At 66.5% G+C, this 25,154-nt stretch carries 27 protein-coding genes; 10 read left to right on the top strand and 17 right to left on the bottom strand.

Annotation, left to right across the window (positions count from 1 at the left end):
- Positions 1 to 17 precede the first annotated feature (17 nt).
- From K7W42_RS04425 to K7W42_RS04405, 5 genes are all read right to left on the bottom strand, one after another.
- Positions 18 to 1,430: an AbfB domain-containing protein gene (locus K7W42_RS04425; protein ID WP_224572616.1), complete on the bottom strand. Its 1,413-nt coding sequence runs from the start codon at positions 1,428 to 1,430 to the stop codon at positions 18 to 20.
- A gap of 136 nt (positions 1,431 to 1,566) precedes the next feature.
- The gene (locus K7W42_RS04420) at positions 1,567 to 2,559 is read right to left on the bottom strand and encodes an ABC transporter permease (protein ID WP_224572614.1); all 993 of its coding nucleotides are present in this window, start codon (positions 2,557 to 2,559) and stop codon (positions 1,567 to 1,569) included.
- The gene (locus tag K7W42_RS04415) at positions 2,556 to 3,581 is read right to left on the bottom strand and encodes an ABC transporter permease (RefSeq protein ID WP_224572612.1); all 1,026 of its coding nucleotides are present in this window, start codon (positions 3,579 to 3,581) and stop codon (positions 2,556 to 2,558) included. Before K7W42_RS04415 ends, K7W42_RS04420 begins: the two co-directional genes overlap by 4 nt.
- On the bottom strand, positions 3,578 to 5,122 hold the full coding sequence (locus K7W42_RS04410) for a sugar ABC transporter ATP-binding protein (protein WP_369411318.1): 1,545 nt from the start codon (positions 5,120 to 5,122) through the stop codon (positions 3,578 to 3,580). The genes K7W42_RS04415 and K7W42_RS04410 overlap by 4 nt, the downstream gene beginning before the upstream one ends.
- An 83-nt stretch (positions 5,123 to 5,205) precedes the next feature.
- On the bottom strand, positions 5,206 to 6,171 hold the full coding sequence (locus tag K7W42_RS04405) for an ABC transporter substrate-binding protein (protein ID WP_224572611.1): 966 nt from the start codon (positions 6,169 to 6,171) through the stop codon (positions 5,206 to 5,208).
- Between the two features lie 253 nt (positions 6,172 to 6,424).
- Here K7W42_RS04405 and K7W42_RS04400 point away from each other — a divergent pair, with 253 nt between their 5' ends.
- Positions 6,425 to 7,390 carry an ArsR/SmtB family transcription factor gene (locus K7W42_RS04400; protein ID WP_224572609.1) on the top strand — a complete coding sequence of 322 codons (966 nt, stop codon included), beginning with the start codon at positions 6,425 to 6,427 and terminating at the stop codon, positions 7,388 to 7,390.
- 353 nt (positions 7,391 to 7,743) lie between these two features.
- Here the strand turns inward: K7W42_RS04400 and lpdA are convergent, their stop codons facing one another.
- The 3 genes from lpdA to K7W42_RS04385 all read right to left on the bottom strand — a co-directional run bounded on the left by lpdA (position 7,744) and on the right by K7W42_RS04385 (position 11,189).
- On the bottom strand, positions 7,744 to 9,147 hold the full coding sequence (gene lpdA, locus K7W42_RS04395; RefSeq protein WP_224572608.1) for a dihydrolipoyl dehydrogenase: 1,404 nt from the start codon (positions 9,145 to 9,147) through the stop codon (positions 7,744 to 7,746).
- 72 nt (positions 9,148 to 9,219) lie between these two features.
- Positions 9,220 to 10,539, bottom strand: a complete 1,320-nt coding sequence (gene hemW, locus K7W42_RS04390; RefSeq protein WP_224572607.1) for a radical SAM family heme chaperone HemW — start codon at positions 10,537 to 10,539, stop codon at positions 9,220 to 9,222.
- A gap of 164 nt (positions 10,540 to 10,703) precedes the next feature.
- The gene (locus K7W42_RS04385) at positions 10,704 to 11,189 is read right to left on the bottom strand and encodes a hypothetical protein (RefSeq protein WP_224572606.1); all 486 of its coding nucleotides are present in this window, start codon (positions 11,187 to 11,189) and stop codon (positions 10,704 to 10,706) included.
- A 40-nt stretch (positions 11,190 to 11,229) separates the two neighbouring features.
- Here K7W42_RS04385 and K7W42_RS04380 point away from each other — a divergent pair, with 40 nt between their 5' ends.
- Complete coding sequence (locus tag K7W42_RS04380; RefSeq protein WP_224572605.1) at positions 11,230 to 11,685, top strand: hypothetical protein; 456 nt, start codon at positions 11,230 to 11,232, stop codon at positions 11,683 to 11,685.
- Here K7W42_RS04380 and K7W42_RS04375 read toward each other — a convergent pair.
- From K7W42_RS04375 to rpmF, 7 genes are all read right to left on the bottom strand, one after another.
- Complete coding sequence (locus tag K7W42_RS04375; RefSeq protein ID WP_224572604.1) at positions 11,682 to 12,104, bottom strand: bleomycin resistance protein; 423 nt, start codon at positions 12,102 to 12,104, stop codon at positions 11,682 to 11,684. The genes K7W42_RS04380 and K7W42_RS04375 overlap by 4 nt on opposite strands.
- Positions 12,105 to 12,157: 53 nt before the next feature.
- Positions 12,158 to 12,292 (bottom strand): hypothetical protein, encoded by a 135-nt coding sequence (locus tag K7W42_RS22900; protein ID WP_255639021.1) that lies wholly within the window; start codon positions 12,290 to 12,292, stop codon positions 12,158 to 12,160.
- Between the two features lie 387 nt (positions 12,293 to 12,679).
- The gene (locus tag K7W42_RS04370; RefSeq protein ID WP_224572603.1) at positions 12,680 to 13,603 is read right to left on the bottom strand and encodes an AEC family transporter; all 924 of its coding nucleotides are present in this window, start codon (positions 13,601 to 13,603) and stop codon (positions 12,680 to 12,682) included.
- A 150-nt stretch (positions 13,604 to 13,753) separates the two neighbouring features.
- The gene (locus K7W42_RS04365) at positions 13,754 to 15,094 is read right to left on the bottom strand and encodes an AAA family ATPase (protein ID WP_224572602.1); all 1,341 of its coding nucleotides are present in this window, start codon (positions 15,092 to 15,094) and stop codon (positions 13,754 to 13,756) included.
- 399 nt (positions 15,095 to 15,493) lie between these two features.
- On the bottom strand, positions 15,494 to 16,267 hold the full coding sequence (locus tag K7W42_RS04360; RefSeq protein ID WP_224572601.1) for an AIM24 family protein: 774 nt from the start codon (positions 16,265 to 16,267) through the stop codon (positions 15,494 to 15,496).
- A 100-nt stretch (positions 16,268 to 16,367) separates the two neighbouring features.
- Positions 16,368 to 17,402 carry a GGDEF domain-containing protein gene (locus K7W42_RS04355; protein WP_224572600.1) on the bottom strand — a complete coding sequence of 345 codons (1,035 nt, stop codon included), beginning with the start codon at positions 17,400 to 17,402 and terminating at the stop codon, positions 16,368 to 16,370.
- A gap of 281 nt (positions 17,403 to 17,683) precedes the next feature.
- Positions 17,684 to 17,866: a 50S ribosomal protein L32 gene (gene rpmF, locus K7W42_RS04350; RefSeq protein WP_107137128.1), complete on the bottom strand. Its 183-nt coding sequence runs from the start codon at positions 17,864 to 17,866 to the stop codon at positions 17,684 to 17,686.
- A gap of 174 nt (positions 17,867 to 18,040) precedes the next feature.
- Between rpmF and K7W42_RS04345 the strand changes: the two genes are divergently transcribed.
- Entirely contained in the window at positions 18,041 to 18,691 is a 651-nt protein-coding gene (locus K7W42_RS04345) for a trimeric intracellular cation channel family protein (protein WP_224572599.1), read from the top strand.
- A 285-nt stretch (positions 18,692 to 18,976) separates the two neighbouring features.
- Here K7W42_RS04345 and groL read toward each other — a convergent pair whose 3' ends face one another.
- Together groL and groES are read right to left on the bottom strand one after the other, a co-directional pair.
- Positions 18,977 to 20,611 (bottom strand): chaperonin GroEL, encoded by a 1,635-nt coding sequence (gene groL, locus K7W42_RS04340; RefSeq protein WP_224572596.1) that lies wholly within the window; start codon positions 20,609 to 20,611, stop codon positions 18,977 to 18,979.
- Positions 20,612 to 20,688: 77 nt separating this feature from the next.
- Positions 20,689 to 20,976 (bottom strand): co-chaperone GroES, encoded by a 288-nt coding sequence (groES, locus tag K7W42_RS04335; protein ID WP_157459804.1) that lies wholly within the window; start codon positions 20,974 to 20,976, stop codon positions 20,689 to 20,691.
- 255 nt (positions 20,977 to 21,231) lie between these two features.
- On the opposite strand from groES, the gene K7W42_RS04330 reads away from it, so the two are divergent.
- From K7W42_RS04330 to K7W42_RS04300, 7 genes are all read left to right on the top strand, one after another.
- On the top strand, positions 21,232 to 21,840 hold the full coding sequence (locus K7W42_RS04330) for a GGDEF domain-containing protein (RefSeq protein WP_224572652.1): 609 nt from the start codon (positions 21,232 to 21,234) through the stop codon (positions 21,838 to 21,840).
- Positions 21,837 to 22,274 (top strand): DinB family protein, encoded by a 438-nt coding sequence (locus K7W42_RS04325; protein WP_224572594.1) that lies wholly within the window; start codon positions 21,837 to 21,839, stop codon positions 22,272 to 22,274. The genes K7W42_RS04330 and K7W42_RS04325 overlap by 4 nt, the downstream gene beginning before the upstream one ends.
- On the top strand, positions 22,262 to 22,891 hold the full coding sequence (locus K7W42_RS04320) for a nucleoside deaminase (protein ID WP_224572592.1): 630 nt from the start codon (positions 22,262 to 22,264) through the stop codon (positions 22,889 to 22,891). The genes K7W42_RS04325 and K7W42_RS04320 overlap by 13 nt, the downstream gene beginning before the upstream one ends.
- Positions 22,888 to 23,847 (top strand): NUDIX domain-containing protein, encoded by a 960-nt coding sequence (locus K7W42_RS04315; protein ID WP_224572590.1) that lies wholly within the window; start codon positions 22,888 to 22,890, stop codon positions 23,845 to 23,847. The genes K7W42_RS04320 and K7W42_RS04315 overlap by 4 nt, the downstream gene beginning before the upstream one ends.
- Complete coding sequence (locus tag K7W42_RS04310) at positions 23,844 to 24,386, top strand: CbrC family protein (RefSeq protein ID WP_224572588.1); 543 nt, start codon at positions 23,844 to 23,846, stop codon at positions 24,384 to 24,386. Before K7W42_RS04315 ends, K7W42_RS04310 begins: the two co-directional genes overlap by 4 nt.
- A gap of 233 nt (positions 24,387 to 24,619) precedes the next feature.
- A complete protein-coding gene (locus K7W42_RS23200) occupies positions 24,620 to 24,697 on the top strand; it encodes a hypothetical protein (protein ID WP_369411320.1) in 78 nt (25 codons plus the stop codon).
- A 164-nt stretch (positions 24,698 to 24,861) separates the two neighbouring features.
- Entirely contained in the window at positions 24,862 to 25,143 is a 282-nt protein-coding gene (locus K7W42_RS04300) for a histidine phosphatase family protein (protein ID WP_224572583.1), read from the top strand.
- Positions 25,144 to 25,154 lie beyond the last annotated feature (11 nt).

The raw sequence follows: 25,154 nt of genomic DNA, 5'->3' as shown, positions 1-25,154 counted from the left end.
TCGTTGGTCAAAGGCTGTTAAGGTGCCCAGGCGCCGGCCAAGTTCCAGCTGGCGTCCTGCTTAAAGGCCGTGCTGCCGTCGTTCACGTCCAGCCACACCTCGCCGTTGCGGTGACGAATGTAGGCGTTATTGATGTTGCGCGACACGAAACTCACGCCGCCTAAGCCCGCCAGGCCGGTCTGCGCGCAGAAGGTCGCGTCGCGGCGCATCAGGTCGCTGCCGTCGTTGCGGTCAATCCGCAGGCGGTTGTTCTGGTGGCGCAGGAACTGGCCGGGGAAGTTGCGCGATTCCAGCGAATAACAGCCAGTGCCGTCCAGCGCGCCCACGACGCGGAAGGTGGCGTCCTGTTTCAGGGTGGCGCTGCTGCCGCTGGTGACGACCTCGGTGTAGCCCAGGCTGTTCAGGTGACGCAGGAACCGGTTGGTAAAGCCGGGCGTGACCACCTGCAGCGAGGTCCACTGCCCGGTGGTCAGGGTGATGCCCTGGCCTCCGCCGCCCCCGTTCACATTGCCGTAGATGGTGCGGAAAGCTGTTTTGTCGCCGTCGGTCAGGTAACCGCTGTTCTGCCCAATCTGCTCGGGCGGCACGCCCTGCTTGCTGGTCATCACCCACTGGCTGTTCACCTGGCTGTTGCCGTAGTGCATGATGGAATGCACGTCGTAGCCGGTAAAAGCGGTATTGACCCGGTTGTCGCGGATGATGTCGTACTGGCTGCGCCACGCCGGATCAATCAGGCCGTAGTTCACGGTGATGTAGCTGTCGCGGTCCTGCCGCTGCTGCTCGTGTTCCAGGCCCGCCGCGTGGCCCATTTCGTGCAGGGCGGCGCCCACGCCACAGCCGTCGCGGCCCAGGGTAATCTCCTGGCCGTTGGGCTTGAAACTGGTGCTCATCATGCCCACGTAGCTGCTGCACCCGTCGCCGGCCACCACCCGCACGTAATTGGCCTGATTGGTGCGCGCCACGTACCGCACCACGGTCTGCCCGTTGTAAATCTGCACGGCTTGGTTAAATTGGGTGCGGATGTTGGCGGTGGCGCTGCCGTCAAAGACGAAAGGCACCACGGCCCCCGGCCACTTGAGGCCCGCGTCGGTAATCCCGCTGCTGAGAGGCTGAATGCCGCTCCGGTCGGTGCGCAGGATGGTCTGCCCACTCAGGCCCACCACTGCCGTGCCGCGCACGTCCCCGATGATGTCGTCGCCCAGGTAAGCGTGGCCACCGCTGAGGGTCACGGTGCTGGGCGCGTCGCGGTCGGGCAATTGGACCTGAAGGGTGTCTCCGGTGGGATGGTGGGCCTGCCACAGGGCGTCGTGGCTGTGGCGCGTGCTGGCCTGGGTTTCGGGGGCGTGGGTGTGGTCATGCCCGTCCGTGCCGGCACACGACGCCAACAACAGCGAGACACTGAGCAGGCTAAGAAGCGGAAGTGGACGCATAGAACAACCTCCTGACAGGGGAGAGGGGACGGCAAACAGGTGGCACACGGCACCAGCAGGGCGGCCGGTGGGGCCGTCCACAGAACGACAACGCTGGAAGATGGGGCGGGGTCAGAGGAGTGGCGACGCGCGGGCGTTAGGGCTCACCGGACCCTCCGGCGCGGCTTTGCAGCACCACGACCAGCAGCAAAAAGCCTCCACGAATCACGCTTTGCCAGTACGGCGACAGAGAAATCACGCCCCGGCCGTTTTCGAAGTTCAGCAGGTTAAAAATCAGGCCCAGCAGCAGGGTGCCGGCCAGGGTGGCCCAGACGCTGCCCACCCCGCCCGTCAGCAGGGTGCCGCCGACCACCACGCTGGCGATGGCCGACAGTTCCCACCCCAGGCCCTCGGTGGGCTGCCCGGCGCCCAGTTGCGCGGCCAGAATGACGCCCGACAGACCTGCCAGCGCGCCGGACAGCCCGTACACGCCCAGCTTGATTCGGTCTACCGGCAGGCCCATCAAGCTGCTGGCGTCCTCGCCGCCGCCGGTGGCCAGGGCGTGCCGGCCAAAGGGGGTCAAGCGCAGGGCCACGGCCGCCGCCACCACGACCACAGCCAGGATGACGCCCGGCACCGGCAGCCGCCACAAGTCGCCCTGGCCCACCCACGCCAGCGCCGTGTTGGTGGGATCCAGGCCCACGCCGCCCTGGTTGCGGGCCAGCAGCAGCGCCAGCCCCCGCGCGGCCAGCAGGGTGGCTAGGGTCGTAATGAACGGCTGAATGTTCAGCCGCGTGATGATCAGTCCGTTCAGCAGGCCCACCGCCGCTCCGGCCAGCACGCCACCCAGGACCGCGGTGCCCACGCCGTGCGGGCTCAGCAGCGCGGCCACCACACTGCTCATGGCCACCACGCTGCCCACCGACAGGTCAATGCCGCCCGTGATGATCACGAAGCACATGCCCACGGCAATCAGACCAAACATGGCGTTGTAGCGCAGGAACGTCGAGAGGTTGTAGGCCCCCAGAAAGCCGTCGTAGCGCAGCGCCCCGAACAGCACCAGCAGCAGCAGGGCCACCAGCACGCCTGACTGGCTGAGCAGGCGCAGGGTGCGGGTGCGCCGCGCCGACGGCGGAGCAGCGGTCGTCATGAGCGGCCTCCCCGGCGCTGCAGCAGCGCCACTGCCGCCACGATGATGGCGGCCTTGACCATCAGGGCGGCGGCGTCGGGCACCCCGCGCGCCAGCAGGGTGTAGCGAATGAGCTGAATAATCAGGGCGCCGGCCACTGTGCCCAGCACCTGCGCCCGCCCGCCGCTGAGGAGGGTGCCGCCCACTGCCACCGCCGCAATGGCGTCCAGTTCCATATTGAGGCCCACCTGATTGGCGTCGCTGCTGGAATTGATGGCAATGACGATCAGTCCCGCCACGCCCGCTAGCAGCCCACTGAGGCCGTACACCGCCAGTTTGACGCGGGCGACCGGAATGCCGGCCAGCCGCGCGGCCTGTTCGTTGCCGCCCACTGCCAGCACGTAGCGCCCGAACACGGTGCGCCGCACCGCCCAGTACGTCACCGCCACGATGACCAGCATCAGCAGCACCTGAAAGGGAATCCCCAGTGGGCGCCCCAGCCCGATATACGAGAAGTCAGGGCGGGTGAAGCTCTGGAGCTGCCCATTGGTGATGACCTGCGCAATGCCGCGCCCAGCGATATACAGCACCAGCGTGGCCACGATGGGTTGCAGGCGCAGCCGCGTGACGAAAACGCCGTTGAGCAGCCCAAATGCCCCGGCCGCTAGCACCGGCAGCACGAACGCCGGCGCCACCCCCAGGGCGGGCGCCCCCGCGAACGCCGGATTTAAAAACAGCAGCGGGGCCAGCACTCCACTGATGGCCATCAGTGAGCCCACCGACAGGTCCACGCCCCCGGTGGCAATCACCAGGGTCATGCCCATCGCCACGATGACGGTGGTGGCCACTTGCGTCAGGTTCACGTTCAGGGTCTGCACGCTCAGAAAATTGGGGGTAAACAGAGCGTTAAACAGCAGCAGGGCCGCCAGAATCAGCAGGCTGACCCGGATGGCGTGCAGGTCAGCCCAGAGGTCGCCCCAGGCCAGCGGGCGCCGGGCGGGTCGGGCGGGGCTGGACGGCACGGTCTGCACCTCGCCCTTCACGCGGCCCCGGCGGCGCCTGAGTCGGCTTCGCCTTGGGCCATGGCGTGTAGCAGGGCGTCTTCGGTCATGGCCTCGCCGCTCAGGCGCGCCACGCGGCGGCCGTCCCGCAGCACCGTGACCTCGTGGCACCCTTCAATCAGTTCTTCCAGTTCGCTGGAAATCATCAGCACCCCTAAGCCCCCCTGCGCCAGTTCGCCGATCAGGCGCTGAATCTCGGCCTTGGCGCCCACATCAATGCCGCGCGTGGGCTCGTCCAGAATCAGGAGGTCCGGTTCGGTGGCCAGCCAGCGCGAAAGCAGCACCTTTTGCTGGTTGCCCCCCGACAGTTCACGGATAGGCTGCTCGGCGCTGCTGGCTTTGATGCCCAGCCGGGTCATAAAGCGGTCCACGATCTCGGCCTGCCGCGCCGTGTCCACCACCCCGGCGCGGGCCAGGCGCGGCAGCAGCGCCAGCGTCAGGTTCTCGCGCACGCTCAGGTCAGGAATGATGCCCTGCGCCTTGCGGTCCTCGCTGCAAAAACCCAGCCCGGCGCGAATGGCGTCGCCCGGCGCCCGGAAGGCCACCGCCTGGCCGCGCAGGGTGATCTGGGCCTGGTCGGGGCGTTCGGCGCCGAACAGCACGCCGGCCAATTCGCTGCGCCCGGACCCCAGCAGCCCGGCCAGCCCCACCACCTCGCCCCGGCGGACCTCCACCCCAGCGCCGCGCAGCCGCGTGCCCAGGGTGACGCCGCGTGCGCTCAGGAGTTCCTCGTCGCTGGCCTGCCCCCGCACAAAGCCCGTCTGGGCGCCGCTGCTGTCCAGGGCGCGCCCCAGCATCAGCTCGACCAGCCGCAGCCGGCTCACGTCAGTCATAGGGCCGCTGAACACCGTATGCCCGTCGCGCATCACCGTGATGCGGTCGCAGACCTCGTACAGCTCGTCCAGGCGGTGAGACACGAACAGCACCGACACCCCGCGCGCCTTCAGGCCCCGGATGACCCCAAAGAGGGTCTCGACCTCGCGCTCGTTCAGGGAACTGGTGGGTTCGTCCATCACGACTAGGCGCGCCTGCACGCTCACGGCGCGTGCCAGCGCCACCATCTGCTGCACGGCGGTGCTGTAGCCCCCGAGGGGCCGCGTGACCTCCAGGGTCAGGCCCAGGTCGCTCAGGGCCTGCCGGGCGCGGTCGTTCAGGGCGTGCCAGTCAATCAGGCCAAAGCGGCGCGGCTCGCGGCCCAGCATGATGTTCTCGGCCACGCTGCGCAGCGGCACCAGATTGACTTCCTGGTAAATGGTGGCAATGCCGCCGCGCTGCGCGGCCAGGGGGCTGGGAAAATCCACCGCCGCGCCGGCAAACGTGACCTGCCCGGCGTCGCGCCGGTAGGCCCCCGTCAGCACTTTAATCAGCGTGCTTTTGCCCGCCCCATTCTGGCCGATCAGGGCGTGAACCTCGCCGGGACCAACCGTCAGCGACGCGCGGTCCAGCGCCGGAACGCCGGCGAAGGTTTTGCGGATGTCCTGCATGTCTAGCAGCGGCAGGGAAGAATCGGGCGACTGGCTCAAGGAAACACAGACCTCCTGAACGGCTCCGGCCACCTGCGCGGCACCAAGAGTAGTGGCGCGGCGCAGGTGACCGGGGAAAGAAGTTAGTACGCGCTGGCCAGGCCAGCTTTGGCGTTCTGCGGGGTGTAATCGCGGTCGGCGTTGATCACCTTAGCGGGGTACTTCTGCCCGGCGGCGTAACCGGCCAGGGTCTTGAAGGCGGCTGGCCCAAAGCGCGGGTTGCATTCCACAACGTAGTTGATGCTGCCGTCCGCCACCATCTGTACGGCTTCCTTGCCGCCGTCAATAGACAGCACGATGATGTCCACGCCGGGGCGTTTGCCGGCCGCCCGGATGGCCGACACGGCGCCAATCGCCATTTCGTCGTTGTGGGCGTAAATCACGTTAGCGGTGGGGTTGGCCTGCAGCAGCGTTTCGGCGACCTGTCGGCCCGTGTCGCGGGCAAAGTTGCCGGTCTGGCTGGCCAGAATCTTGAACTGCGAATTCTTGCGAATCACGTCGTCAAAGCCCTTCTTGCGGTCGTTGGCGGGGCTGGAGCCGGTGGTGCCTTCCAGCTCAATGATGTTGGTCTTGCCCTTGGCGTTCTTGACCAGCCAGTTGGCGACCCGCTGCCCTTCCTGAACAAAGTCCGACCCGATAAAGGTGACGTAGTCGGTGCCGGCCTTGGCCAGCGCGGGGTCAATGTTGCGGTCGAGCAGAATCACCGGAATACCCGCTTTGGCGGCCTCTTTGACCACGGGGGCCAGCGGCTTGTCTTCACGCGGCGACAGGAAGATGGCGTCCACCTTCTGCGCGATCATGGAGCGCACGTCGGCCACCTGCTTGGCCGTAGAACCGGCGGCGTCGGTGTACACCAGCTGGTGGCCCAGGCGCCGGGCCTCGTCCTGCATGCTCTTGGTCTGGGCCAGGCGCCAGGGGTTGTTGCTCTCGGTCTGGGCAAAGCCCACGCGGTAGGTCTTCTTGACCGCCAGTTTGGGCAGGCCCTGGGCCAGCACCGTGCCGGTCAGGAGGAGGGCCACGCCGCCCAGCACCATGGTGGTTCGTTTCATATGTCCTCCGGGCAGGGGCACGCCGAAGCCGTCAACAGATGCACGCCAGCCGCGCGTCCTGCGATTGCAGATTGTGGAACAATAAAAACGTACCAAAACGGCTGTTAAGAGTCAAATAAATTGGTGGGTTGTCTAAGCGTGCTGGAAGCCCTGTGGCTTTGATGTGTCCAGCCCAACGCGATTTGCCCGTCAGGCCGCTCTTGAAAACCCACCACTAAACTTGTAGTTTTGGAGGGTATTTTCTGGAGGTTCCATGCCTATTGCCGGACGCCGCACCCTGATTGTCGAGGGCGAGGAAGCCCTGCGCGTGGCCCGCGCGGTGGACAGCGAGACCCGCATGTCCATGTTGAGCCTGCTCTCGCACAGCCCCATGAATGTCACAGCCCTGACCACGGCGATGGGGCTGCCTGCGTCCACGGTCAACTTCAATATCAAGACCCTGGAAGACGCAGGCCTGCTGGACGTGCAGTTCATGCCGGGAACGCGCGGGCGGCAGAAGCTGATCAGCAAGCGCTACGAGGAGATTTTGATCAAGCTGCCGGGCGCGGCGGTCAGCGCCCAGAGCAACGTCGTCGAGATTTCCATGCCGATTGGCAATTACCGCCGTTCGGACGTGCAGCCCACCTGCGGCCTGGCCACCGAAGCCAAGCTCATTGGCATGGTGGACGATCCGCGTTCCTTTTTCGAGCCTGAACACGTGTTTGCCCAGATCATCTGGATGCGCCACGGCACCCTGGGCTACGACTTTCCCAACAACCTGCCCCACGGCGCCGAGGCCACCGAGCTGGAAGTTTCGATGGAACTGTGCTCCGAAGCCCCGGAACACGATCTGGACTGGCCGTCGGACATCACGGTGTGGGTCAATGGCACCGAACTGGGGACCTGGACCAGCCCCGCCGATTTTGGCGGTGTGCCGGGCAAGGTCACGCCGCGCTGGTGGCCACTCAACCACACGCAGTACGGGGTTCTCAAACGCTTCAAGATCAGCCGCGAGGGCACCTTTATTGACGGGCGGCAGGTCAGCGCCACCACGACCATCGACCAGTTGGCTCTGGGCGCCCAGCCCCTGATCGAGTTGCGGGTGGGCGTCAAGGACGACGCGCGCCACAAAGGCGGCATGAACCTGTTTGGCCGCCGCTTTGGCAACACCGAGCAGGACATCGTCATGCGCGTGTGGTACGAGTTCCGCGAAGGCGAGCGGCCTTACGTCATCAAGTAGGGGGCGCGGGAAGAGGTCATGAGGACTTCGGCAAACGCTGAAATCTAAGCGGGGCGAGAGAGCAAGCGGACGAGCGGGCGTAGAGGTGGCCCAGCCTTGACCTCCCGATTTGTCAGCGGTGCAGCTGGATTCTGTCTGATACGAACTCCGATTGAATCGTTTTTGTAAACGATTCAATTCGAGCGGAGCAAGTGGGAGAAAAACGGGTTCCGGGCGTGGAGTTGGCAACCCAGTGGGGTGCTGGGTTGTTGGCGTTACAGGCGAACTCTATCTGAGGCGCGAGTCTCGTTCTCGCGCCTTCCGAAAAGAAAAGTCCCCAGACAGGTGGTCTGGGGACGAAGGCGAGCTGCCTCTCAGCGGTTCATGATGTGAATGGCCTGCTTATGGACGGCCTCGGCCGCTTCCAGCACGCTTTCGCCCAGGGTGGGGTGCGCGTGGATGGTCAGGGCGATGTCAGACGCGGTGGCGGCCATTTCCAGCGCCAGGCCCGCCTCGCCCAGCAGGTCGCTGGCGTGCGGCCCCACGATATGCACGCCCAGCAGCAGGTCCGTGTCTTTTTCTACGACCATCTTCACGAAGCCGTCGGTCTGCTGCAGCGTCATGGCGCGGCCTGAAGCTGACAGGGGGAACACACCGGTCTTCACCTCATAGCCCTTGTCTTTCGCTTCCTGCTCGGTCAGGCCCACCCAGGCCAGTTCGGGGCTGGTGTACACCACGCCGGGAATAGCCACGGCGTCCTGCTCGGCGGGTTTGCCAGCAATTACTTCAGCCGCCACCAGTCCTTCTTTCATGGCCTTGTGCGCCAGCATGGGGTTGCTGGCCACGTCGCCAATGGAATAAATGTGCGGCACGTTGGTGCGCTGCCGGCTGTCAGCGGGAATAAAGCCGCGCTCGGTCACGGTGACGCCCGCCGCCTGGGCGTTCAGGCCGTCGGTGCGCGGGCGGCGGCCTACGGCGACCAGCACGCGGTCAAAGACCTCCACAGTCTTGGCGCCGGTCTTGACGTCTTCCAGTTCGACATGAATGCCGTCGGCCTTTTTCTCGGCTTTGTTGGCTTTGGTCTGCACGGCAATCTCGATGCCCTGCTTTTTCATGGCCTTCTGGAATTCCTTGACGGCGTCGGCGTCGGCGCCCGGAATGATGGCGGGCAGGAACTCGATGACTTTGACCTTGGTGCCCATGTTGTTGTACACGTGCGCGAACTCAAAACCGATGACCCCGCCGCCCACGCACAGCATGCGGGCGGGCACGGGGTCTGGCATGACCAGAGCGCCCGTGGAATCCACGATGGTCTGCTGGTCCACCTCCAGCCCCGGCAGTTTGGCGGGCTCTGAGCCGGTGGCGATGATGATGCTGCCCGCCGTGTAGGTTTTGTCCCCGACCTTGACGGTGTGGTCGTCCACGAAGCTGGCCTGGCCCTGCAGGTGCGCGACTTTATTGGCCTTGAACAGGCCGCCCACGCCGCCCGTGAGCTTCTTGACGATGCCGTCTTTCCAGCCGTTCAGCTTGGCAATGTCCAGCTTCTGTTCGCCGAAGGTCAGGCCAAAGTCGGCGGCGTGGCGGGCGGCGGCAATCTGTTCGCCCGCGTGCAGCAGCGCCTTGGTGGGAATACAGCCCACGTTCAGACACACGCCGCCCACGGCCTCGCGCTCGGCGCAGGCTACTTTCAACCCCAGCTGCGCGGCGCGGATGGCCGCGTGGTATCCGCCCGGCCCCGCACCGATGACCAGCACGTCGTAGTCATAGGATGTCGTCATAGGGCCAGTCTAGCGTCCAGCCGACCCACCTGCCCGCATAGCTGGACGCGGGCGATTCACAATTCCCGGTGGTCAGTGGCTGGGCGCCGCCTCCAGAAAGTCCGTCACCACGCGGTTCAGGACCCACCAGCCCTGCGGCGTGGCCCGCAGCTGGGGGCCGTCCAGGGTCAGTAGGCCACGCGCCACATTGGCCGCCAGAGGCGCGGCGTACACCTCCGCCACATCCACCCCGCTGCGCCGCGAGAGGTCGGCCAGATCGAGGCCGGCCCGTAGCCGCAAGCCCATGAACAGGGCGTCGGTGACGTAATCGTGTGGGTAAATCGGCTCGGCCTCGCCCGTCTCGCCCGCCAGCCAGTCGTGCAGGTGAGGAGTGGTGCGGCGCAGGGTGAGGGGTGAGGGGGGAGGGGGAAATGGTGAATGGGACGTGGGCCTTGGAGAAGCCCGTCCTTCCTCAATGCCTTGGCCGCTCAACCCCTCAACTCGCACTTCGCTATCTGCCATCCGCCACTCGCCATCCGCTACCCCGCCCTTTCCATCACCCATCAACCTGCGACCATCAACCTCCGGCAAAGCCGGGTAATGCCCCGCCGCTCCTGGCCCCAGCCCCAGATACGTGCGGCCCTGCCAGTAAGCGAGGTTGTGCTGCGATTCCTGCCCGGGGCGCGCGTAATTGCTGATCTCGTAGCGGGTCAGGCCGGCGGCGGTCAGCAGCGCCTCAGTGCGTTCAAAGCCGGCGCGCTCGTCGTCCTCGTGCACCGTGACGCCCCGGCGGGCAAACTCGGTGCCAGGCTCAATGGTCAGGGTGTAGGCGCTGACATGGCTCACCCCCAAGTCCAACAGGCCCTGAATATCGGCGTCCAGCGGTTGCCCTGGCACCGCTGTAATCAGGTCGCCACTGACCCGCATCCCCCGGTCCACCAGGGTGCCGACGGCTTCTCTGGCCTGCGCGGCGTCGTGCTGACGGCCCAGGAACTTCAGGGTGGGGTCATGCAGGCTCTGCACGCCCACACTGGCGCGGTCAAAGCCCAGCGCCTGCCAGTAGGCCGCGCGGGCGGGCGTCACGGTACCGGGGTTGACCTCCAGGGTGTTTTCCCGCCGGCCCCAGCCCAGGTGCCGCCTCACGCTGCCCACCAGCGCGCGCAGTTCTTCGTCCCGCAGAAAGCTGGGGGTGCCGCCGCCTAGGTACACCGTGTCCAGGTCCACGGCGTAGGTGCCGGCCAAGCGCGCGGCGTCCTCTTCCAGTTTGGCCAGGTACTGTTCCACCAGCCCGGCCCGCCGCGTCAGGACATGAAAGTCGCAGTAGGGACAGATGGTGGGGCAAAACGGCACATGCACGTACAGGTGGCGCACCACCGGGTCCAGGTAGGCAGGGGAGGGGCCGGGCGAACTCACGCGCGGCAGTGTAAAACGCGGCGCGCGCACCAACTGTTCCGGGCGGTCCTCTGCCGATGGCGTCGGTCACGCCAATCCATCGAGAACGGACTGGCGTGCACACGCTCCGCCCAGAGGAGCGCTTTTCCCCTCGTCTTGGCCCCTGGTGGGGTCAGGGGCCCCTCTTACCGGCCGTGCGGAGTGCGGTCCATCCAGGCGGTGAGGGTCTGGGCCACCTGGGCCGGCGTGGTCACCACCACAGGCAGGCCCAGCAGGGCGGCGGCACTGGCCGGGGCACATTCGCTCTGAGGGCCCTCGGTGCCGGTGTCGCCCATCCAGGCCGGAAACTCGCCTCCTTCCTGGTAAGCCGCGCCGTCACCCTCCACCTGGCGTTCGGGCACCGTCATCGCTGGCCCGCTGGCCAACGCCTGCTCGGCTACCACAATCACGCCGCGCGGCTGCTCTTCCCTGAGCGCGGCCAGCAGGGGCGTCAGGCCGTCGTGGACCACCAGCGCCACGCGGCCCTTGCCGTCCACACATTCCAGCGCCTCGGCCAGCGGCGCGGCCAGGTCGGGGGGCGCGGCGACCAGCCAGGCGTGCCCTCCGGCGCGGCCTTCAAACAGGGCGCGGGCGCTGCCATACACGTCAGACCAGGTGCGGGTGTGCTGCATAGGGCGCAGCATAGCGGCCCCATGCGGCAGACTGGGGCCCATGACCGCTCCCGAACCGCATCCCCTGGACGCCCCCAAGCGGGAGGCGGCGACCGCTGACCTGGCCGCCGTGCGCCGCGCTCTGGCCGCCCTGCCGCCCGCGCCCCTGGACCCGCAGGGCTGGGCCGCCGGCGCCGAGGAAACCCTGCGCGCCACCATTGGCATGGAACGCAAGGCCCAGATGGAGATGCGAATTGGGCTGGAAGGCCGGCTGGACGGCCTGCCCCTGCGCACCACAGCGCCCCTGGCCGGAATGACCCTGCCCGAGCTGCTGGCTGAACATCAGGCGGGCCGCGCCATGCTGCTGCGGGTGCTCGACCGGCTGCTCTCGGTGGGCGAGCAGAGCGGGGTGCGGGCCTGGACCTACGGCGAGGAAGTCCCGCCGCCCGTCTACCTGCTGGCGCTGCGGGGCCGCCTGGAACGGCTGTCAGGCCTGATTGCCGCGCAGCGCCTTTAATCGGTGAACCGCAGCAGGTAGCCGTCGGGGTCCTGAACCAGTAGCTGCCGCACGGTGTGCAGGGTGTCGCCCTCGGCGTAGGTGGCGGTGTGTAGGGGCCGGAACAGCGGATAGCTGGCCGCCGTCAGCCGCGCATGGAGGGCGCCCAAGTCCGGTGCCTGAATCTGAAAATTGACGCCGCGTCCGTAGGGCCTCTCCAGTGGGCCCGTCTGCCACGCCTTGTCCGGCTCAGCCTGTTCCAGCATCCACTGCACCCGCCCCAGGCTCAGGTAGGCAAAGCCGGGCCGGGTGTAGTGGATGGTGAATCCAAAGAGGCGCGTATAGAGGTCCAGGCTGCGGGCCAGGTCACTGGTCATCAGTTCGGGCACCAGGGGGGCCCACTCGGTGACGGGCACCAGCGAGACGGGGTCGGTAGTCATGGAGTCACCCTACCGGCCGCTCCCTCCGGGCCACATGCGCCGGGTGGCCTGCCCTACGCCCCGCGCCGGTGCGGCTTGGGAACGCGCACCTTGACCCGGCCCGTGCGCCCGCCATTGCAGCGATTGCTGTACTTGACCCGCCACTCCACTTTCGCCTGCCGGAGACTCCGAAAGCCAGGGATTCGCATTGCCTCTAGTGTGTACCGGCGTTCTGACAGCGGCCTGTCAGGCCCACAAGCTGACCAAAATAAAAAACCCGCCTTCTTGGGCGGTGATGAAATTAAGATAGCGCGATATGCAGCCGGAGTCAAGTCCAGCCAGACGACGTGAAAAAGCCTGTCAAGCACAGCGTGGAAGTGACCGTTGAAGAAGGTGCGTATGCAGGTTGCCTCTAAAGTGGTGCCTTGTTCAGATTCGCCGCCGAGAGACCTACAACAAAAATCCGCCCTTCTCGGACGGTGATAGGAAGAGCATAGCGCGGTATGCACCGTGCGTCAAGGCTCAACCGAGGGGTCAGAAAACCCTGTGCTGGACGGCTCTCCTTAGCCCCCTCGGGCGCGCTTATGCACTGATCTTCAGCCCAGGCGGGGCAGCAGAGCCACCACCCCGGCTACGGTGGGGAGACTCAGCAGGGTACTCAGAAAGGCGGCGCGCGCCACCGTTTCGGCGTCGCTGCCGTACTCGCGGGCCATCAGCAGGGCATTGACCGCCGTGGGCATACTGGCCGACAGCACCAAGACCGCCAGCGCCTGACCATCCAAGCCACACAGCCAGCCGGCCCCCAGCGCCAGCAGCGGCCCACCCATCAGCCGCGCAGCGACCGCCAGCCACACGCGCTGGGTCAGGCGAGGCCAACCTCCTGCGCCCAGTTGCAGGCCCAGTGACAGCAGGACCACCGGCAGCGTGGCCTGGGCCAGCAGTTCGACGCTGCGGGCCAGACCTGTAGGCAGGGTCACGTTCAGGGCCCGCAACACCACCCCCAGACCGACCATCCAGACTGCTGGCAAGCGCACCATATTTAGCAGCCCGGCGCCCAGCCCAGCGCGCGGCTGACCCTCGGTCCGCACGCCAGCGCTGTACACCAGCGGCGCGACCAGATACACCGTCACAAAGGACATCAGAAACAGGAGGGTCGCCTGGGCAAAGCCAGTCTGGCCAAACGCAAACAGGGCGATGGGCAGGCCCATGTTGCCGCTGTTCCAGAGGCTGACACTTGCCATCAGGCTGCGCCGCTCGGCTTGCGGCGCCCCCAGACCGCACAGCCAGCCCAGCGCCAGGCACCCGGCCACCGTCAGGGCGTAGGCCGTGCCCAGGGCCAGGATTTCGCCTGCCTGAATGGGCGTGGTCAGCAGCACGTTCAGCACCAGCGCCGGAGACAGCAGATACAGCGTCAGGCGGGCCACCGTGGCTTGGTCTATGGGCAGCCGGCTGGACAGCAGCGCCCCCAGCCCCGCCACCACGAAGACGGGCAGCAAGACGGTCCCCAGGGCGTTCAGCATCCGGCCCTATGCTGGCACGGGGCCGCCGGCCAGGGCGCTGGAGCGTGCAGGCAAGTGGCACTGATAAGGGACGGCACAGCCGGGAGGTGACCGTCTGCGCCGTCATACCGTGAGATTCCTACGCTCTCTTGCTCGCTCGGCGAGTCCGTCTCAGCCGGCTGCGGCCAGCTTCAGGCTGGTGGGACAGGGGGTGCCCACCAGCCCGGCCCAGTCGCGCATCACGGCGTCTTCGTCGGCACGGCGTTCCAGCAGAAATTCCTGCACGCGGGCCATACTCAGCAGCCCGCCCGGCACGCGTGTGGCCAGGGCGTCCACCTGTTCGCTGGTCCAGGCGGGCCAGAAGCGGCGGAGCATCCCGGCGACCTGGGTGGGCGAGGCGTTGCCCAGGTGCAGGTGCCGGTCGGCGCGGCCGGGCCGAATCAGGGCCGGGTCCAGTCCGGCGAGGTCGTTGGTGGTCATGAAGGTCACGCGGCCCTCGCCCGCCGCCACGCCGTCTAGGGCATTCAGCAGGCCATTGAAGGACAGTTTGACGGTCGGGGCGCGCGCCTCGCGGCCCACAAACACGGCGTCAATGTCTTCCAGCAGCAGCAGGGCGCGTCGGGGCAGGCTTCCCAGCAGGGTGTTCAGGCGGTCGTCGGTCAGTTCTGGGCTGGCCAGATTGAGCACGCAGACGTTCAGGCCGTAAGCGCCGGCCAGTGCCGCCACCAGGCTGCTTTTGCCGTTACCGGGCGGGCCGTGCAGCAGGTAGCCGCGCCGGTAAGGAATCCCCATATCGGCGTACCACTCGCGGTCCTGAAAAAAGCTGTGCAGGTCGCCCTGCAGGCTGTCGAGCAGTGTGCCGTCGTACATCAGACTCCCCAGCGGACGGGCCAGGCGGCGTTCGGCCAGGCTCCAGCTGTCGTAGCTGGGCACGTGGATCTCGATGCGGCCGTCGCCTTGTCCGGCAGTGGCCTGGTAGGCGTCGCGCAGCAGGTCGGGGATGAGGTGACGCGCGCCCGACAGCAGCCGGAACGTTAGGCTGTGGTCAAAGCCGCCAGATGCTCGGCCCTGCGCCTGGCGCTGGGTGCGGGCCGGGCGGGCCAGCATCCAGTGGCCCCGGTAGCGCAGCAGCACCTGGCCGCTCAGCGGCACCAGGCGCACGTTGACCTCGTCGCCGTCGCGGTCGGTGCCCAGGCAGAGGTTCTGGCCGCCCATCTGCTCGTTAAAGCGGGTCACGACGCCTAGATGGCGCAGGTGCCGCCCCACCGGCTGCGCCGCCAGCCAGGCGGCCAGCCACGGAAAGGCGGGGTCGTCGCCCTGCACGTCCAGCGTGACGGTAAAGCGGCCCTTAAGCCACCCAACCGTCTGTGCCGGCACGCTGCGGGCCTGCACGGCGACGGCGCTGAGCAGGGCGATCAGCAAGCCGCCCTGGGCCAGTTCATTGTGGGTGAGGGTATGGCGGACGGCGGCCTCCAGCTCTCGCCAGAGGGTCAGCGGGTCGGGAATGGTCATGGTAAGCCGGAGAACGGGGGCGTGGGGCGGCGGCGCCTGTCCGGGCAGGCGAATCAGCGGAGGCCGCGCAGAGGCTGGAGCGAGCCGGGTCGGTTCGCCAACTGAACCTCGGGGAGGTCGTATGTTCAGCATAGTGACGCTCCACGCGCCCGTCCTGCGCCAATTGGCCCAGAGGTTCCCCGCCCACTGGCCTGTTTGCAGCGCAAGGCCAGGCACCCGGCTCTGGTGCATGGGCCCCGCTTCATACACAACGCACAGAAGTTGGATTGAACAGTGTCGTGCTGGGGTTGACCTATTTTCCGTTTGATTCGCTGTTCTCCAGAAGCACCGACCGCTTCATTCGCCCCAACAAACAACGCGGCCAGTTCGCCGCGTGTCTGTTCCATATGTTTGCCGCTTTTAACTTAGGTGAAGGGGCAGGGTAGGCGCCAGCCATACCCGGCCAGTGCCCCGGTAGGCCTGCACAAAGCCCTCGCCGGTTTTGCCGCTGCCCAGCAGGCCGCGCGCACTGCGTTCCACCTTGAACTCCAGGCCATCGGTATAAGCCACCACCAGATTGCCGTCCACCTTCAGAGTCTCGTTGTTCAGTTCCAGGACCTGAAATTCTTCGGGTGGCACGGGGCTTTGCAAGGCAAAGAGGCCGCTGCCGCTCAACTTGGGCTGCACCCGGCCCTCGCCGCTGCCTACCGCCTGGGCAAAACCGTGGTTGATGTGGCGGCCCACCTGCACGTCGCCCACACAGGCCACGAAAGCGCCGTCATCCACGATCAGCGACTCGCCGCGCAGTTCGCCCAGCAAAAGGTGCAGGCGGGTGGGCTCGGTGTAGAGGATGCCGCTGCCCTTGTAAGCGGTTTTATAGAGGCCTTCGCCGGTCGCGGCGGCGGTCACGGCTCCGCGCAGGAACCCACCCAGACCGCTACCGCCGCCCGCATTGACCGCCTGCATGTCGAGGTCGCCGCGCAGGTATTGCAGCGCGCCAGGTTCCAGCACGGCGCTCCCAGGCTGTCCTGTCACATGCACAGCCAGCTGGCGCCAGCGTCCGGGGCGCGAAAGGGGCTGATGGTAGCCGCTCACCGGCGGTTCCATCGGCGCCGCGCTGTACTCCAGCACTTGCAGCTTGGACCCTCGTGCGTCCAGTTCCCGTTCCGTGCTGGCTGTCCAGGTGAATTCCATGCGGCCAGGTACGGAACCCTCCAGTCAGAAGTTCCCTGGCCGCCTTTTTCAGCGGTGTCGCAGTGGGTGCAGACCCTGGGAGGTCACAGGGTGCTGACCCTCAGGCCAGGGTCTGGATCTGCACTTCATGCAGCTGGGGCACACTCAGCTCGGCGCGGTCACGGCCACTGCTCTTGGCGACATACAGCCGGGCGTCAGCAAGTTTCAGCAGTTCGCCCACGGTGCCCACCTCGCGCAGCGCCGCGCCGCCCAAACTGACGGTCACGGTGACGCCGCCGGCCATCGGTGCGGCCCGCACTGCCTGACGCAGCGCCTGTCCGGTGGCCTGGGCCGACGCGGCGCCGTCCAGCAGAACCAGAAATTCCTCGCCGCCCCAGCGGGCCACCGCGCCGTGTGTGCCCACGGCCGCCCGCAGCCGCCGGCCCACCTCGCGCAGCACCTCGTCCCCCACATCGTGCCCCAGGCGGTCATTGATGCCCTTAAAGCGGTCAATATCCAGCAGCAGCGCCGTGACCGGCTGTCCGGTGTGCGCGGCTTTCTGAAGGCGGGCCATCATGGCGCGGCAGTTGTCCAGCCCTGTCAGGGGGTCGGTCAGAGCCAGGCGCTCGAAGGCCTCGGCTTCGGCCCGCTCGGCTGAAATGGTGCGGCCAAAGGCCGACAGGTACGCGCTGAGGAGCCCGGCCAGGCCCAGCTGCCACAGGGCCGTCAGGTCGCCGCTGCGCAGCAGGACGGCACTGTAGACCGCCAGCACGCCCCCGGCATACAGCGCCCCCCAGCCTACCGGCAGCACGATAAATCCAGTCAGAAACAGAAAGACGCCAGCAAACTGCACGCTGGGGGGTAGCGGCGCGCCCGTGTCATGCGTCAGCAGCTGGCCTCCCACGCTCAGGGTGGCGGCCACCAGCAGCCCGATATCCACCCAGCGCCACGGAATGCGCGAACTGGCCACCAGCGCGCAGGCCACGGCGCACAGCACCCCGCCCAGCAGCGGTTCCCATATCTGCGCCGACCCGGCGCGGCGGAGCAGCAGGGCCGCGCCGAGCTGACCGGCGCTGGCCAGCCCAGTAATCCACAGCCGTGCGCGGCGCCGCCCACTTTCGGTCAGGCGCCAGCGGGCCGGGTCAGGGGTCGCCATACCTGATGCTACGGCGGCGCTCCTTCCAGTTTCCTCACGGGGTTAGTCAGGCCCGCGCGTGAAGAGTCAGCCATAATAAAAAAGCCGCCCTTGTTGGACGGTGATAAGAAAAGGATACCCCGATATACACGCGGCGTCAAGCCCAGTCTACCGGGCACGGTGTGTTCCTCTGGGACGGCGCTGGGCGCCGCTTTTGATGTGGCTCTCCTGGCCATGCGCGTCACGCCTTTGCATAAAGAACAGCGCCTCCAGCAGTGGGGGCGCTGTGCTGAATAGCGGGGTTAAACCGCCAGCACCTGACGGCCGTCGTAGTAGCCGCAGCTGGGGCAGATGTGGTGGCTGAGCTTCTTGGCGTGGCACTGGGGGCACTCGCTCAGGTTAGGGGCCACCAGGGCGTGGTGGCTGCGGCGCATGTCGCGCTTGCTCTTGCTGGTCTTCTTCTTGGGAACGGGGTGCTTGGCCATTTTGGTCTCTCCTGGGCCGCACGGCGTTTCTCGCCGGGGCGCGATTCTCGGACCGCCCCCACTACTGGGACAGGCGCGAGACAACAGCCGGGAGTATATCACACCGGACGCTGTAGGGCTTCAGGCCACCTGATCCTGCCCGGACTGGCGCGCGCCAGGGCTACAGTGGGCAGCGTGCATGAGCTGGAATGGTCACCTGTGACCCTGGAAGCGGGGCTGCGCGCCCTGGACCTGATTGGGGTGCTGGCGTTTGCGCTGTCCGGCGCCTTGCTGGGGATTCGCAAGCGCTTTGACCTGCTGGGTGTGATGGTGCTGGGCTGCGTCACGGCGGTGGGCGGCGGGGCCATCCGCGACACCCTGACCGGGCAGACGCCGCCCCTGTTTCTGCGCGATGAAACGTACCTGTGGGCGGCGCTGCTGGGGTCCGGGCTGGCCTTCCTGTTTGGCGCGCGCCTGGCCCGCTTTGAACGTACCCTGAGGGTGTTCGATACGGCGGGGCTGGCGCTGTTCGCTGCGTCGGGGGCCCTGGGGGCCATCAACATTGGGCTGGGGCCGCTGGGCGTGGTGTTTGCCGGCATGCTGTCGGGCGTGGGCGGCGGCGTGATTCGGGACCTGATCGCCAACGAGGTGCCGGAAATCATGTACCGCAGCGAGCAGCTGTATGCCACGGCGGCAGCGGCAGGCGCGCTGACGGTCTGGGCGCTCCACCCACATGTCACGCCATTTCAGGCGCAGTGTGGCGGCGCGCTGGTAGTCGTGGCGCTGCGCTGGCTCTCTCGCCGGGGCTGGGTGAAGCTGCCGGTGCGTCAGTTGCCCGACAATTAGGGGGCGCTGATGCGGCGGGGCTGCCTCGGGCCAGTGATGGCGTTTTGAAGAGAAAACTCTGTACGAGAGCCTATAGCGGCGCTGAGGGAGGTGGTGTCTAGCGCCGCAGCGTGGGGTCTTTGCTACAGCAGCAGGGAACATCGGAGCACCTTTGCGGACCTCCAGAGTCCAGCCACAACACCAAAACGAGGCCGCCCACCGGAGAAGGTGGGCGGCTGGCGTGTGGGGTTCAGCAGTGGGAGAGAGTCCCAGCACCTGTGCCGTTCACGCCGGAGTTGCGTTGGTTTAGAAGTCCATCCCGCCCATGTCGGGGCCACCGGCTGGCGCAGGGGCGGCCTTCTCGGGCTTGTCGCTGACGATGGCTTCGGTGGTCAGGATCAGCGCGCCGATGCTGGCGGCGTTCTGCAGCGCGGTGCGGGTCACCTTGGCGGGGTCCACGATACCAGCGGCGACCATGTCGTCCACGTACTCACCGGTCGCGGCGTTAAAGCCGTAGCGGGGCTTATCGCTGTTAATCACGGCGTTCACGATGACGCTGCCTTCTTCGCCGGCGTTGGCGGCGATCTGGCGGGCGGGCTCTTCCAGAGCGCGGATCAGGATGCGCGCGCCGGTCGCTTCGTCGCCGCTGAGGCTTTCGGCGGCCTTACGGACAGCGGGGATGATGCGCAGCAGCGTGGTGCCGCCGCCAGCCACGATGCCTTCTTCCACAGCCGAGCGGGCGGTGGACAGGGCGTCCTCGTAGCGGTGCTTCTTTTCCTTCAGTTCGGTTTCGGTGGCGGCCCCGACGCGGATCACGGCCACGCCGCCGGCCAGCTTGGCCAGGCGCTCCTGGAGTTTTTCCTTGGCGTAGTCGCTGTCGGTGGTGTCCAGTTCGCCCTTGATGGCGTTGACGCGGGCGTCAATACCGCTCTGCTCGCCCTTGCCGTCCACGATGGTGGTTTCGTCCTTGGTGATGCGGATGCGCGCGGCGCGGCCCAGCATATCCATGGTGACGTTTTCCAGCTTGTGGCCCAGGTCCTCGCTGACGACTTCCCCGCCGGTCACGGCGGCAATGTCGCGCAGCATTTCCTTGCGGCGGTCACCGAAACCGGGCGCCTTCACGGCAGCAATGTTCAGGGTGCCGCGCAGCTTGTTGACGACCAGGGTGGCCAGGGCTTCGCCTTCCACGTCTTCGGCGATGATCAGCAGGGGACGGCCGGTCTGGGCGACCTTTTCCAGAATAGGCAGCATGTCCTTGAGGTTGCTGACCTTCTTCTCGTTGATCAGGATGTAAGCGTCTTCGAGGACAGCTTCCATCTTCTCGGGGTTGGTCACAAAGTAGGGGTTGATGAAGCCCTTGTCGAACTGCATGCCTTCGACGACGTCCACTTCGGTGTCAAAGCCCTTGCTTTCTTCGATGGTGATGACGCCTTCTTTGCCCACCTTGTCCATCGCAGAGGCAATTTCTTCGCCGACCTGATCGTCGTTGGCCGAGATGCCCGCGACCTTCTTGATGGCGTCGCTGTCTTCCACCGGCACGGCCAGCGCCTTGATTTCTTCAATCGCAGCGGCCACGGCCTTGTCAATGCCGCGCTTCAGGGCCAGGGGGTTGGCGCCGGCGGCGACGTTGCGCAGGCCTTCTTTCACGATGGCCTGACCCAGCACGGTGGCGGTGGTGGTGCCGTCCCCGGTGATGTCGTTGGTCTTGCTGGCGACTTCTTTCAGCAGTTGGGCGCCGATGTTCTCCAGCTTGTCTTCCAGCTCCACTTCCTTGGCGACGGTCACGCCGTCCTTGGTGATGGTGGGGCTGCCGAACTTCTTCTCGATGACCACGTTGCGGCCACGGGGCCCCAGGGTCACTTTGACGGCGTTGGCGACGGCATTGACGCCGCGTTCCAGGCTGCGGCGGGCGGCTTCATCAAACACGAGCTGTTTAGCCATGATGGGTGCTCCTTAAAGACTTCAGAGAGGGAAAAAGGGCCGGAAGCTGAGGCGAGCCGGTCAGGGCCCGCGCCCGCTTACTCGACGATGGCGAGGATGTCGCGTTCGGCGAGGATGGAGTAGTTCTTGCCTTCCAGGCTGACTTCCGTGCCGCCGTACTTGGCGAAGTACACGGTGTCGCCTTCTTTAACGTCCAGCGCCACGCGGGTGCCATTGTCCAGCACCTTGCCGTTGCCCACGGCGATCACTTTGCCGCGCTGGCTCTTTTCTTTGGCGGTGTCGGGGACGTACAGGCCGCCGGCCGTCTTCTGCTCGGCTTCCTCGATAATTTCAACCAGAACGCGGTCACCTAAAGGTTTCAGCATGTTGTGTCCTCCTGAGAGATGGGATATGGGGCGCACCCGGCCGGACATTCCGGCGAGTTTTTGCCGTTCCGCACGCAAGAGTAGTCCTCTCGTAAGAAAATTGTCAAATCTTTGAATCTGAGAATCTGAGTGTGGTGCGCTCAAGGTGCGCTGGGAGGGCGGTTTCGCATATGCGCTTGCATTCTATGGCTTGAGACATATATATGTTATTCAGATATATAAGCTCTCGCCCGGCCCCAGGCCAGGAGGTTCATGATGGCTGCACGCCCCGCTACCCTTAGCCGCATTGCCTTTGAAGATGCCTTTCATGCCCTCAGAGGTGCGCCTCTGACTCTGGCGGTCCTTGACCTTGACCACTTCAAGACGCTGAACGATACGCTGGGCCACAGTGAGGGTGACCGGGTGCTACGCAGCGTCGAGCGCCTGCTGTCGGGCAGCCTGCCCAGTGGCAGTGTGGTGGGTCGGATTGGGGGGGACGAATATGCCATCATCCTGCCAGAGACGGCGGCCGAAACGGCCCTGATTCTGTTCGACGAGGTCATCAAGCATTTTCATATTCACCGCGACCCCCAGTGGCCCAGAAGCCTGGGCCTGAGCGTGGGCCTGGCCGCCCGCCCCGCCCACGCCACCACCTACGACGACCTCAAGCGCGCCGCCGATGAAGCCATGATCCGCGCCAAGCGGGAAGGCCGCGCCCGCGCCTGCATTTATGTGGAAAGCAAGATGGTGCTGAAAAGCAATTACTACCCCAAGAGCCAGCTGGAGCGGCTGGCCAAGCTGTCAGGCGCGCTGGGCCGCACTGAGGCCAGCCTGCTGCGCGAGGCACTGGATGAACTGATAGAGAAGAACAGAGGCGCCCTGTGACCCGCTGGGAGCACCTCTTTTACGGCGAATTTGCAGACCGCCGGACCCTGCTGGCTGGCTTGACCCTGGCCCAGGTCACCGCCAGACCGGGCCGCGCTCCCCACTCTATTTACGACGAGCTGTGGCACGCCGCGCTCTGGCAGGACATCATGGTGGACCGGGACGAGGCGCTGTATGAGGGTGTCTGGCAGACGGGTGAGCGTTACCCTGGCCGGCCCCCCACTGACCTGGCCGAGTGGACGGCGCTGGTGGACCGGTTTTTCTCTGGGCTGACGCGGGCCCTCGCCTGGACTTCCTCAGCGGAACAGCTGGAACAGGAGGTCAATCCCGGCGAGACCATGGCGGATCTTCTGCGCGCACTGGCGGTTCATAACAGTTATCACCTAGGCAAGATTGTGGGCCTGAGGCAGGTGATGGGTGCGTGGCCGGCGTAACTCCGGGCACTGGGTGGCACGCCGCACTCTCTGAAGCCTGGGACGCTTATCTGCACGGCTCGTATCCGATTGGGGCCGTCGTCGTGGACGCCGGGGAACAGATTCTGGCGCGGGGGCGCAACCGGCTGGGCGAGGCGCGGCGGGTGGACGGGGTGATTGCGGGGCATGACCTAGCCCACGCAGAAATCAATGCGCTGCTGAATCTGGCGGCCACGCCTCGTCCGGCGTGCTACAGCTGGACCCTGCTGACCACCGTGCAGCCCTGTCCGCAGTGTGCAGGGGCTATTGCCATGAGCGGCCTGCGGGCGGTGGCGTACGTGGCGCCAGACCCCTGGGCGGGTTGTACCCGCCTGCTGACGGACGACGAGTATGTGGTGAAGAAAGGGATTCGGGTGGAGCGGGCGCCGGTAGGGGTCTCGCGGCTGGCCCTGCAGCTGACGCTTCAGGCGCTGCTGGAAGAAGGGCGGGCGCGGGGAACAAGCGCCGTTCTGGACAGCTTCGCCGCGCAAGATCCGGAAGCTGAGGCATTGGCCGAGCGGGTTCATCAAGCCGGCACCCTTAGCGCTCTGCGGGCGCTCCGTGCGCCCCTTGCCCACGCCCTGGCGGTGCTGGCATGAGCAGCCCAAAGTTTTTGAACCTCTCGGCGGACACGAACCGTGTGGGACGCGCCTGCGCCTGGATTGAGCGGGACGATGGCGCCGTGCTGATGACCGGCCTGGACTGGGGCGGCTGGACGCTTCCGGGGGGCGGGGTCCAGCCAGGGGAAACCTCGGCTGAGGCGGCGCTGCGGGAAGCCTGGGAGGAAACGGGGGCGCGGTGTGAGGTCAGGGGCGAGCCGCTGCCGCTGCGCGGGGCCCACGGCGAGCCGGCCGACTGCTGGCCGCTGCGGCTGCTGAGCCTGGACCCCAGCCCGGAAGGGCGCCCGGTGGCCTGGGTCAATCCCCGCGCCCTGCCCTGGGCCGACGACGTGCAACTGCGGCAGGTGCTGGCCGCCAGGGGTGAGCTGCCGGCGTGTCTTGACCTGCCCCCGCTCGTTTCGGTGGCGCGGCAGGAAGCCAGGCGTCTATCCTTTGACCGCTCGTGCTCGCTGGAAACGGGGCGGCTGCTGCGCACTCTGGCCGCCAGCAAACCGGGGGGCCGGCTGCTGGACCTGGGCAGCGGGGTGGGGGAGAGCGCGGCGTGGCTGCTGGCGGGGATGGACGGGGCCGCGCGCCTGCTGACTGTGGAGGCCGACCCTCTACTCGCCGAAACGGCCTGGGAGGTGCTGGCGCCCGACCTCCGCGCTGAGGTGCTGCATGGAGACTGGCGGGGCGCCCTGGAGCGGGGCCCCTTTGACCTGACCTTTGCGGATTGCGCTCCAGCCAAGGAGACGGCAGCCGTGGCTGAGCTGGTGGCCAGTCTGAAGCCCGGCGGCCTGCTGGTGATGGACAACTTCAGCCCGCCAGGGCGACTGCCTGAAGCGCTGTATGGGGGCGACCCCCGACGAGACGCCCTTTTTGGCCATCCACGGTTGACCTGCACCGAGCTTGAGGTCAGCCGCCGCGAGCGCGTGGTGCTGGCGGTGAAGCGGTGAACCCGGCGCTGCCTGTCTTCCGCTACCACCCGGACCCACTGGCCACCGGCATGATTGAACCCTTTGACGGTGAATGCCCATGTTGCGAGCAGGAACGGGGCTACCGCTATACGTCCACGCCCTTTGCGGAAGAAGAGTGGCCGGACCTGTGCCCCTGGTGTATTGCTGACGGCTCTGCCGCCGAGCGGTTAGACGCCGAGTTCACCGATGCGGCGGGCGTGGGCGGGTATGGCCGCTGGGAGGAGGTACCTGGGGCGGTCATCCAGATTATTTCAACCCGGACGCCTGGATTTTCCGGCTGGCAGCAGGAGCAGTGGTGGACCCACTGCGGCGATGGAGCGGCCTTTCTTGGCCGTGCTGGCGCGGCGGAACTGGCCCGCTTCCCCCAATTCGCGGCGGCCATGCGTGAACCCCTGGCGCTGCCTGCTGAGGCGTGGGCGCGCTTTTCCCAGGCGCTCGACAAAGGCGGCAGCCCTACGGCTTACCTCTTTCAGTGTCTGCACTGCGGCGCTTACGGGGGATATGCGGATGCTGACTGATACAGACTCCGATTGAATAGAGCAGAATGCCAGGTGGAATCCGAGCGGACCTGGAAAGCTGAGCAGCAGACTTGAAAAGCTCCGCAGGAGAGCGAGCAGGAATAGATGCGGATTCCGCAATATGGAAGCGCAGGCGGTGCCTTTCTTTGCGGTGCTGCAATTCAGCGGAATCCGTATGACTCTTGCCGCTGATTCTCCTGCGTCACGGCCGCAGCCAGGCTGACGACGAGGGCGTGCATCAGGGCCGTTACGACTCGCCGCTGAGTAGAGAGGGGCGGACTCAGGTTCACGCTCTGTCAGCGCACTGCTAGGTGCACCCACCGGGCTTTGACCGTACTGTTCCACCCTGGCATGGACGCAAACGGCAGAGATTGTGAGAGAGGCGCTGGGTGTATCTCACCACCGACCTCTTGCCGGAAGGGGTCTTTGGCCGGCGTACAACGAGATGAAGCCCTGCCTCTTCCTACTTTCCGGCATGACCTGGAGGCGTTCACTACAGGGAGAGGGTCAGGCAGCCATCCGTGCGCGTGCCCTTCTGGCTCTGGATCTGGTCTGGCAAGGCGGGGGAGACCGCGTACTGGCGGTCACGCATGGAGGCTTTGGCAATTCACTGCTGCGCGAACTGCTGGGCGCGGCCCACGCCTGGTTTGCCTTCGGGGCCGCTGCGTTTGCCACCATGCCCCTCAGCCGGACCAGCCAGCGTGCCTTATTCACGGAGGTGAAGCTCGCGCCGCACCTAAAAGAAGAAGAGCGCTGAGGCTTATCCCC

Source organism: Deinococcus betulae (assembly GCF_020166395.1).
Lineage (GTDB): Bacteria > Deinococcota > Deinococci > Deinococcales > Deinococcaceae > Deinococcus > Deinococcus betulae.
The sequence above is the reverse complement of the archived record's forward strand: the minus strand, read 5'-3'. Positions and strand labels throughout refer to the sequence as shown.